The 9338-nt window shown below is 70.2% G+C and carries 11 protein-coding genes; 7 read left to right on the top strand and 4 right to left on the bottom strand.

Translation table 11 applies throughout. The annotated features are described in order from the left end of the window. The 3 genes from VIR15_RS03300 to VIR15_RS03290 form a co-directional block, all read right to left on the bottom strand. The coding region (locus VIR15_RS03300; RefSeq protein WP_331926047.1) for a hypothetical protein at positions 1–186 on the bottom strand (186 nt) is incomplete at its 3' end. Between the two features lie 76 nt (positions 187–262). Then, on the bottom strand, positions 263–1162 hold the full coding sequence (locus VIR15_RS03295; protein ID WP_331926046.1) for an alpha/beta fold hydrolase: 900 nt from the start codon (positions 1160–1162) through the stop codon (positions 263–265). A 16-nt stretch (positions 1163–1178) separates the two neighbouring features. Beyond that, positions 1179–2708 (bottom strand): serine hydrolase domain-containing protein, encoded by a 1530-nt coding sequence (locus tag VIR15_RS03290; RefSeq protein ID WP_331926045.1) that lies wholly within the window; start codon positions 2706–2708, stop codon positions 1179–1181. A gap of 107 nt (positions 2709–2815) precedes the next feature. Here VIR15_RS03290 and VIR15_RS03285 point away from each other — a divergent pair, with 107 nt between their 5' ends. Continuing rightward, entirely contained in the window at positions 2816–4216 is a 1401-nt protein-coding gene (locus VIR15_RS03285; RefSeq protein WP_331926044.1) for a wax ester/triacylglycerol synthase domain-containing protein, read from the top strand. A 69-nt stretch (positions 4217–4285) separates the two neighbouring features. Next, on the top strand, positions 4286–4843 hold the full coding sequence (locus VIR15_RS03280) for a DinB family protein (RefSeq protein WP_331926043.1): 558 nt from the start codon (positions 4286–4288) through the stop codon (positions 4841–4843). On the opposite strand, the gene VIR15_RS03275 is transcribed toward VIR15_RS03280, so the two are convergent. Next, positions 4836–5174, bottom strand: coding sequence for an ArsR/SmtB family transcription factor (locus VIR15_RS03275; protein ID WP_414654907.1), 339 nt, complete (start codon positions 5172–5174; stop codon positions 4836–4838). The two genes, VIR15_RS03280 and VIR15_RS03275, sit on opposite strands and share 8 nt — an antisense overlap. 83 nt (positions 5175–5257) lie before the next feature. Between VIR15_RS03275 and VIR15_RS03270 the strand changes: the two genes are divergently transcribed. The 5 genes from VIR15_RS03270 to VIR15_RS03250 form a co-directional block, all read left to right on the top strand. After that, positions 5258–6052, top strand: coding sequence for an arsenite methyltransferase (locus VIR15_RS03270; RefSeq protein WP_331926041.1), 795 nt, complete (start codon positions 5258–5260; stop codon positions 6050–6052). After that, a complete protein-coding gene (gene arsB / locus VIR15_RS03265; RefSeq protein WP_331926040.1) occupies positions 6049–7146 on the top strand; it encodes an ACR3 family arsenite efflux transporter in 1098 nt (365 codons plus the stop codon). The genes VIR15_RS03270 and arsB overlap by 4 nt, the downstream gene beginning before the upstream one ends. Next, positions 7143–7577: an arsenate reductase ArsC gene (locus VIR15_RS03260; RefSeq protein ID WP_331926039.1), complete on the top strand. Its 435-nt coding sequence runs from the start codon at positions 7143–7145 to the stop codon at positions 7575–7577. The genes arsB and VIR15_RS03260 overlap by 4 nt, the downstream gene beginning before the upstream one ends. Before the next feature lie 37 nt (positions 7578–7614). Next, positions 7615–8508, top strand: a complete 894-nt coding sequence (locus VIR15_RS03255) for a DMT family transporter (RefSeq protein ID WP_331926038.1) — start codon at positions 7615–7617, stop codon at positions 8506–8508. Positions 8509–8808: 300 nt separating this feature from the next. Next, positions 8809–9338, top strand: a 530-nt coding sequence (locus VIR15_RS03250; RefSeq protein ID WP_331926037.1) for a hypothetical protein, incomplete at its 3' end; no start/stop codon positions are given.

The following is a 9338-nucleotide window of genomic DNA, read 5'->3' as shown; positions in this document are numbered from 1 at the left end:
ACGCGAGTAGGCGGCCGCCGCGGAGGCCAGGCTCACCTGCTGCTCGAGGACGAACAGGACGAGGGCCGGGAAGCCCGGCGGCCGGGTCCACAGCACTGGCCGGCCGTGCTCGTGCACGATGCGCGCGAGGTCCGCGTCGCGGGAGACGAGGTCCCGGACTGCGTGGCCGAAGCTGTGGTCGTCCATAAGGAATACGACCCTACGACCACGTCTCGATGAGGTGCACAACGCGTCGTAGGCGTGGAAGGTGTCCCGCAGGCGGTCACCCGCCCGTGGTCTGGTTGCGGTCGAGTGCCCCCGCGAGGAACGGGCGCAGAACGGCCATCACCTCGGCCGGCATCTCGTCCTGGGGGTTGTGGCCGGCCTCGTCGATGAGGGCGAGCTGCGCCCCGGAAATCCCTTCGACGAGCTCGCGCTGGCACTCCGGTGGGAAGAGGAAGTCCTCGCGCCCTGCCATGACCAGCGTCGGGGCGGTGATCTCGCCGAGACGGTCAACGACGGACCAGCCCGGGAGGAGGGAGCGTCCTGCGAACAGGAAGGGCTCGGGGCGTATTCGCGAGCGCCAGCCGCCCTCGGCCAGCTCGCGAACCATGCCGCGGAAGCCGTGGTTAGGCATGTAGGCGCTGCTGATCCGCCAGAAGATCGGCAGGTACTCGCGCGCCTCGAACTCACCGGTGAACCAGCGCCGGACCAACTCGATCTTGGCCGGGCTGTAGCTGCGCTCGGCGAGGACCCGGAGGGAGTTCTCGCGGGACCAGCGGGCATCCGCGCCCGTGTCGACGAGGACGAGCCGCGAGACTCGCTCCGGGTACCGCAGGGCGTACTCGAGGGCGACGTGGCCGCCGAAGGAGTGGCCGAGGACGGCCCACCGTTCGAAGCCGAGGTGCTCGCGCAGCGCGTCGGCGTCAGCCGTGAGGTTGTCCCAGGTCATCGTGAACGCGGGAGGGCCGGTCGAGCGCCCGTTGCACCGGTGGTCGTAGAGGACCACCGTGAACTGGTCGGCCAGTCTCCGGAAGGCACCCATGGTCCACAGGTCGGCACTGGGTCCGCCGTGCATGAGCACGATCGGTTCGCCGCGCCCGACGACGTCGACGTAGAGGGACACATCGCGAAGCCGGATGCGCTTCGGCCAGTCCCTCCTTTGGTTGTGTCTGGTTCGCATGATGATCGTTTCTCCTTCAGGGCAGCTCGTCTGGACGGGTACCGCGACGCCCGAGTTGGGCGGCGAGGAAGGCCGCACCCGCGGTGAGGACGCTGGCTGTCGCCAGGCGACGGGGGTTGCGCACGTCGGGGCGCTTGTCGAACGCCATGAGGTCCAGCCACAGCCGCCGGGCCTGACCGTCGTCCTCGGTGCCGGTGAAGACCACCGGGAGGGTGCCCATGCCGAGCTCCGAGAGGTCGACTCGGAACCGCTGCGGGTCGTCCGGGTCGTCGGGATGGAGTGGCATGCCCCTTCGAAGGGCCGGGACGGGGGTGAGCGGCTTGAGGACGAGCCGGTGGTTGTCGACGACGACCTCGGCGCCGGCGCCCATGAAGGCTCGAGCGAAGAGGTTCGTCACCGGACCCGGGGCAGGTGAGTACCATCCACACAGCTCGGCCCAGGCGTCCGGTCGGGGCGGGATGTCGGTGCGCACTGGGTCCTCGGGCAGCCCGAGGAGCTGACGCAGCAGGGTCGTTCCGAGGGGGACCGGGGCCCCTTGGCCGCTCAGCCCGCCGGTGTTGGCCAGGACGACAACGCCGACCCCTGCCCCCGGGGCCATGGTCAGGTCGGCGAGGAAGCCCGACACCACGCCGTCCTTGCCGACCGTGCGCTGCCCGTCCTCGGCGCCGAGGTTGAAGCCCAGCCCCATGCCGGGGAGGCGCACGTCTGGTTGGAACTGGGGCGAGAACAGCTGCGCCACGGTCTGCGGCTGCAGGATCCGGCCGCGTGCACCCGCGCCGCCGTGGAGGAGGCAGTCGACGTAGCGAGCCACGTCGGCCGAGGTCGAGTAGAGGCCACCGCCGCCGGGAGTCGGGACCTCCCGGTCGGCCACGGGCACGAGCCCGCGGGCGCGCACGACATACCCGGTCGCCAGCGCGGGCCGCACACGGTTGGACCTGACGAGGTCGGTGTGGTCCATCCCGAGCGGGTCGAGGACATGCTCGAGCAGGTAGTCGCGGAGTGTCTGGCCGGAGACGTCCTCCACGACCTGGCCGAGCGCGGCGAAGCCGTGGTTGCTGTAGACCCACTTGGTGCCGGGCTGGACCTCCTGCGGCAGTCCGCGGCGGTAGTACTCACCGAGCGGCACCAGTCGACGCGCCTCCACACCCGCCCCCGAGGCGGGGTGGAGCAGGTCGGACAGCCGTCGCCAGTAGCCGACACCGGCAGTGTGGGTGAGCAGGTGGCGCAGGGTTGCCGGCTGAAGGTCCGGCCGCATGAGGCGCAGCCGGAAGGTCCTGAGGTGCTCGTTCGCCGGAGCGTCGAGGTCGACGCGCCCCCGCTCCCAGAGCTGCATGATCGCGACCGCGGTGAAGGTCTTGGTGAGCGAACCGATGCGGAAGACAGTGTCCGGGGTGACCGGTGCCCGGGTCGCCACGTCGGCGACCCCGTGGTCGTGGAACCAGATCGGCTCTCCGTCGCGGATCACGGCGACGGCCAGTCCTGCGGTCGGCCATCGGGCCAGCACTCGGGCGACAATTCGTTGCAGTGCGACCTCTGGAGCGCCCATGGGCTCAGCGTGGGGACGCGAGCTCGCGGCCAACAAGGGCCGTTCGACCCTGTTCGCGGTCCCGCGTGTTGAGGATGCTGGTCGATGAGATGTCGGAGGTGGCAGTCATGACGATCGACAGGCTGAGCCCCGATGACCGGCTCCTGCTGCTGTCCGACAAGGTCTGGCCGCAGGACGTAGGCGCGATTCTCATCCTGGATTGTTCCGGCGTGCTCGATGCCGATGGCCGCTTCCCGATCGACTGGGCGAGGGAGGCCATGGCTCAGCGGATCGACGCGCTGGCGCGCCTGCGCCAGGTGCTCCGGGTGCCGCGTCGCGGACTGGGTGGGCCGTTCTGGGCCGATGCACCAGCCTTCGACCTGAGCCAGCACGTGCGGCTGGCGCCGCCGATTCCCTCCGGTGACGAGGCCGGGCTGCTGGACGCCGTCGAGCAGATCCGGAGCCGGCGCCTCGATCCGACGCGACCACTCTGGGAGATGTGGTTCCTGCCCGGGCTGGCCGGGGGCCGGGTCGGGATGTTCGTGCGGCTGCACCACGTCGTGGCCGACGGGGTCTCCGGGGTGGCCAGTCTGGCAGCGCTGCTGGCCGCCCCGGTCCCGACCGCCGCTGGCGCAAGGACCGCGTGGACCCCTTCACCCGAGCCGTCTCGGTGGCAGCTCCTCGGCGACGGCCTGCGCCGCCGCGCCGACTCCCTGCATGGCGCCGTCAGCGCGATCCGCCGCCCTCGCCACGTCTTTGGGACCGCTGCGGAATCGTGGCGGGCGACGCGTGAACTCGTCTCCGGCGAGCCGGGACCGGCGACGAGCCTCGGCGGACTCGTCGGTCCGCACCGGCGGCTGGCGTTCGTCCGCGCCCCGCTCGACGACGTGGAGGCCGTGGCCCAGGCGAACCGGGCCACCGTCAACGACGTGCTCCTGGCGATGATCTGTGCTGGGGCGCGTGCCCTGCTGACCAGTCGAGGCGAGCTTGTCGACGACCTGACCCTCGCGATCTTCGTCCCCGTCTCACTTCGCCGCGGGAAGGGCGACGCCGGCCTGGGCAACCGGATCTCCCAGATGGCCGTCGAGCTCCCGGTCGGGGTGGCCGACCCTGTCGAGCGACTTCACCGGATCACGGTGGGGACGTCGAGGGCGAAGGCGCTCGCGCACCCCTCGATGGGCGCGGTCTTCAGAAACAGGATCCTCAGCGGGCTCATGCTCCGGCTCATCATCCGCAAACGGGTCAACCTGCTGAGCGCCGACATCGTCGGTCCCCGGCAGCCCTTGTCCTTCGCCGGAGTCCCGGTCCTCGAGGTCTTCCCCCTGCTCAACCTCATGGGCAACATCACCCTCGGCGTCGGCGCGCTGTCGTACGCGGGCGGGTTCCAGGTGCTGGCCGAGGGGGACGCCGGCCTCTACCCGGACCTCGACGTCCTTGCCACGGCCGCCGAGCACGAGGTGCGCATCCTCGCAGCAGCGGGTCAAGTCAGACAGGGCGGGAGGAAACAAGACTCAGCGGTATGCCGCTGAGCCAGCTCAGCGGCATACCGCTGAGTTCGTCTGTGGCTCAGTCCTACGGCGACGGCGCACACTGGTGGCATGGCGCTCAGCCCGGAACTGCGTGCGGCGTTGGAGTGGATGCGGGAGGACTTCGAGGCACTGGTCGGTCATGCACCGAGTGAAGAGCTCGACAGACCGTCCGAGGGGACCAAGTGGTCCAACCGGGAGCTGCTCTTCCACATGTGGTTCGGCCAGCGCATCGCCCGAGTCATGGTCCCGGTGATGGGCGGATTCTCGCGCCTGCCCGGTGCGGTTGCTCGCGGATACGCGCGAGTCCTCGCGGCGGCGACGGCGCCGTACGAGTGGGTCAACTACATCGGCAGCGTCGGCGGTGCCCGGCTCTTGGGGCTCGAGCGAGCCCGTCGCTGGATGGCGCGGGACACGGAATGGTTGCTCGGCTGGGCGGATGGTGCGACCGAGACGGAGCTGGGGCGAGGGATGAGTGTCCCGCCCAGTTGGGACCCCTACTTCACCGCGTGGATGACGCGGCAGGACCTGCTCGAGTGGGCGCCCAAGCACTACCGCCATCACCGCGCGCAGCTGACGTTGAGCAGCGTCAGAACGGAAAGTGGGCGTCGCGGTACCGGGCTCAGCTGAGGGTTTGGACCGCGCGAAGGACGTCCTGGCCGCGGTCGGTCGCTCGGTAGTAGACCCACGTGCCGCGCCGTTCCGAGTCGATCAGGCCGGCCTCGCGTAGCTTGCGCAGGTGGTGCGAGACGGTGGGCTGGGAGACGCCGACGTCGGGCATGTCGCACACGCAGGTCTCGCCGGGCTTGATGGCGATGTCCGTGAACAGCCGGAGACGCACCGGGTCGGCGAGCGCCTTGAGGACGGCAGCGGTCCGCTCGGCGTCGGCCACCGACAGGGCGGGCTCGTCGCAGCCTGGCGCGCACGTCGCGCTGATGTCCTCGACTGGGATCTCAATCACCACCACTCCATATTGACAAACATCGAAGCAATGCGCCACTCTGGCTGTATCGACATCCATCGATTCAAGAAGGAGTGGTCCACGTGACCGCAAATGATGACATCCGCGAGATCGTGCGCCAGCGGTACGCCGAGTCCGCCCGACAGCTGACAACGGTCGCTGCCGGAGCACCCTGCTGCGGGTCGGGCGGGTCGGGCGGGTCGTGCTGCGGGCCGAGCACGCTGGAAGGGAATGTGACCGCGGAGGGGACCGTCGTCTTCGGTTCGGGCCTCTACTCGCAGGAGGAGGCGGAGGGCGCAACCGCGGCCGTGGAGGCCTCCCTCGGGTGTGGCGTGCCGACTGCGGTCGCCGACCTGCACGAGGGCGAGACGGTCCTCGATCTCGGCTCCGGGGCAGGGGGTGACGTCCTCATCTCGGCGCGTCGCGTGGGGCCATCGGGCCGCGCGATCGGTCTGGACATGACGACGGAGATGCTCGAGCTGGCCCGGAAGAACGCCGCCGACGCCGGCGTGGCCAACGTGGAGTTCCTGCACGGCTACCTCGAGGAGATTCCCCTACCGGACGCTTCGGTGGACGTGGTCATCTCCAACTGCGTCATCAACCTCGCGGCAGACAAGGACGTCGTGCTGGCCGAGGCGGCCCGGGTCACGCGTCCCGGTGGGCGGTTCGCGGTCTCCGACGTGCTTGCCGACGTCGACATGGACGAGGCGACCCGGGCCGACCTGGCCGCCTACACCGGCTGCATCGCCGGCGCCCTGACCGAGCAGGAGTACCGCGCCGCCCTCGCCGGGGCGGGGTGGACCGACGTGGAGGTGCGCCCCACCCACCGGGTCCACGAGCACGCGCAGTCCGCCATCATCCGCGCCGTGCGGGCATGACCCAGACCGAGCTGCGGGTCGGGCACGAGCCTCGTGTCGGGGGCAAGCTGTCCACGCTGGACCGGTTCCTGCCGGTGTGGATCATTGCCGCCATGGCGGCGGGGCTCGCCCTCGGCCGGCTCGTGCCTGACCTCGACCTGGCGATGGGCTCCCTTGCAGTCCAAGGGATCTCGCTGCCGATCGCGCTCGGGTTGCTCATCATGATGTACCCGGTGTTGGCGAAGGTCCGCTACGACCGGCTCGACACCGTCGTGACCGACCGGCGCATGCTCGTGGCGAGCCTCGTGCTGAACTGGCTCGTCGGTCCGGCGCTGATGTTCACCCTGGCCTGGCTGTTGCTGCCCGACCTGCCTGCCTACCGGACCGGGCTCATCATCGTGGGCCTGGCCCGGTGCATCGCCATGGTGATCATCTGGAACGACCTCGCCTGCGGCGACCGCGAGGCCGCGGCTGTGCTCGTCGCGCTCAACTCTCTCTTCCAGGTTGTCGCCTTCGCCGCTCTCGGCTGGTTCTACCTCACGCTTCTGCCGGGATGGCTCGGTCTCGATCAGGCCGGGATCGATGTTTCTCCATGGCAGATCGGCGCGTCGGTCCTCGTCTTCCTCGGCGTCCCGCTGGCCGCCGGGTACCTGTCGCGACGGTTCGGCGAGAAGCGCTGGGGCCGACCTGCCTACGAACGGTCGTTCCTGCCCAAGGTCGGACCGTGGGCGCTGTACGGGCTGCTGTTCACGGTCGTCATCCTCTTCGCCCTGCAGGGCGAACAGATCACCAGCCGCCCGCTCGACGTCGCCCGGATCGCTCTGCCGCTGCTGGCCTACTTCGCCCTCATGTGGGGCGGCGGGTACCTGCTCGGCAAGGCGCTGCACCTGACCTACGAGCGGACCACCACCCTCGCCTTCACGGCCGCCGGGAACAACTTCGAGCTCGCCATCGCCGTCGCCATCGCCACCTTCGGGGTCACCTCTGGACAGGCCCTCGCGGGCGTCGTCGGTCCCCTCATCGAGGTCCCCGTCCTCGTCGGCCTCGTGTACGTCTCGCTGGCGCTGCGAAATCGCTACCCGCACCAATCGATTCAGCCCACGGAGAAGCCATGACGAGCGCCGCCCATACCTCGGTCCTGTTCGTCTGCGTCCACAACGCCGGTCGGTCCCAGATGGCCGCCGCCTACACCCATCACCTCTCCGGAGGCCGCGTCGAGGTGCGCTCGGCTGGGTCGGCACCCGCCGACACGGTCAACCCGGCGGTCCGGCAGGCGATGCTCGAGGACGGCATTGACATCTCCGCCGAGACGCCGAAGCTGCTCACCCCAGAGGCGGTCCAAGCCTCCGACGTCGTGATCACCATGGGCTGCGGGGACGCCTGCCCGTTCTACCCGGGCAAGCGCTACCTGGACTGGCAGCTTGACGATCCCGCCGGGCAGGGCGTCGATGCCGTGCGCCCCATCCGCGACGAGATCCGACGGCGCGTCACGAGCCTGCTCGGCGAGCTGGGAGTCCATCCTGCCGCTGGCACCGGGGGCTCCTGAGGTCGAGGGCCGGCCCATACGGGTCGGAGGAGGAGTTGTGAAGCGGACTTTCCCGGCTACCGCAGGGCTGGTCGCAGCGACCGCGGTGTGGGGCTCCACCTTCATCGTCACCAAGGACTCCCTCGACGAGCTCGACCCCGCCTCCTTCCTCACCTGGCGCTTCGGCATCGGCGCCGTCGCGCTCCTGTTGATACGCCCACGGGCGGTGACGCGCCTGACCCGGCCTGATCGGAGGCGTTCCGCAGCCCTCGGCTTCGCGCTCGCCACCGGATTCCTGCTCCAGACCACCGGGCTGCAGCACACCCTTGCCGGGGTCTCGGGATTCCTCACCGGCGCAGCCGTCATCCTCACCCCCGTCGTCGCAGCCGTCTTCTTCAAGGAGCACATCGGGGCTGCCGGCTGGGCCGCGGTCGCCCTCTGCACGTTGGGCATCGCAGTCCTGGCCGGCGGCGTGAGCGCCCCGTCCTCGCTCGGGGCAGCCCTCACCTTGGGTGGCGCCGCCTGCTTCGCCGTCCACATCACCGGGCTGAGCCAGTGGGCCACCCGGGAGAACGCCTACGGCATGACCGCCTTGAGCGTCACGGTCGCAGCGGTGCTCTGCGGTGTCGTCGCAGCGGTCGGCGCTGACGGCATCACCGTCCCCACAACCCTGGCCGCCTGGCAGGCCGCGTTCTACCTCGGCATCGTTGCCACCTGCATCGGCTTCGCTGTCCAGGCCTGGGCCCAGTCCGCTCTCACCGCGACGACTGCCGCCGTCGTCATGACCATGGAGCCTGTCTTCGCCGCGGTCATCGCGACTGCCCTCGGCGAGTCCGGCCTTGGCTGGCTCGGCTGGGCTGGCGGACTCCTCGTCGTGGCCGGCATGGCCCTCGCCGAACTCGGTCCTCGTCAGTGCTGCGACGCCATGGCGCCCCGCGTGGAATGCTGCTGATCCTCACTGGTCCCCGCTCCCAGCGGTCCCTGTGAGCGGCGACGGACTGCTGTCCGTCCGCAGGGGTCGGTTTGGCGGGGTGAGCCACCGAACCCAGAGGGGAAGGCCTGCGCGCTTGGGTTGGGAGGGCGGGAGGAAGCTCGACCCAGCCGTATGCCGCTGAGCCAGCTCAGCGGCATACGGCTCAGTTCGTCTGTGGCTCAGTCCAACCCACGTGGAGGCTGAGCGGCAGCGTGGCGCCTCCTCGGGTACTCGTGCGCTGGCGTGAGTGAGCGGCCAAGGTCGCGGCACACTGGAACGATGGTCGTGTTGTCGCGCCCGGGCAGGCGGACCAACATCGCGCTCCTGCTGCTGCTGACGAGTGCTTTCGCGACAGGCTGGCTGGACTTCGGCGTCTCCGGTCCTGTCGCATCCAGGGCCGTCAGCGTCCTGCACGGTGTTCTGGGCCTCGGCATTCTCGTGCTCGCCCCGTGGAAGACCGTGATCGTGCGACGCGGGCTGCGCCGGCGACGCAGGCACGCCCTCGCGGTTGCTCTCGCTGTGGCGGTCGCGGTCAGCCTGGCTGCGGGCATTGCGCACAGCACGTTGGGGCCACTGCAGGTTGCCGGCATCAGTGCCCTCGACGTGCACGTTGCGTCGGCAGTCGCCGCCGTACCGCTCGCAGTGCTCCATGTCAGGGGTCGGCCGCAGCGCCCTCGTGCCGGAGACCTGACTCGGCGGACCGCCTTGCGAACGATCGCCGTGAGCGGTGCCGCGGCCCTGGCGTACGTCGTGATGGAGTCCGCCACGTCGGTCGCACAGCTGCCAGGTGCCCGCCGCCGCGCGACCGG

The organism is Intrasporangium sp., assembly GCF_036566125.1.
Classification (GTDB): Bacteria; Actinomycetota; Actinomycetes; order Actinomycetales; family Dermatophilaceae; genus Intrasporangium.
Note: the sequence above shows the minus strand (reverse complement) of the source record. Positions and strands in the feature narration are given on the sequence as shown.

Coding starts and splice junctions, on each gene's coding strand:
- VIR15_RS03295 (WP_331926046.1), bottom strand. CDS start 1,162: ATGCGAACCAGACACAACCAAAGGAGGGACTGGCCGAAGCGCATCCGG.
- VIR15_RS03290 (WP_331926045.1), bottom strand. CDS start 2,708: ATGGGCGCTCCAGAGGTCGCACTGCAACGAATTGTCGCCCGAGTGCTG.
- VIR15_RS03285 (WP_331926044.1), top strand. CDS start 2,816: ATGACGATCGACAGGCTGAGCCCCGATGACCGGCTCCTGCTGCTGTCC.
- VIR15_RS03280 (WP_331926043.1), top strand. CDS start 4,286: ATGGCGCTCAGCCCGGAACTGCGTGCGGCGTTGGAGTGGATGCGGGAG.
- arsB (WP_331926040.1), top strand. CDS start 6,049: ATGACCCAGACCGAGCTGCGGGTCGGGCACGAGCCTCGTGTCGGGGGC.
- VIR15_RS03260 (WP_331926039.1), top strand. CDS start 7,143: ATGACGAGCGCCGCCCATACCTCGGTCCTGTTCGTCTGCGTCCACAAC.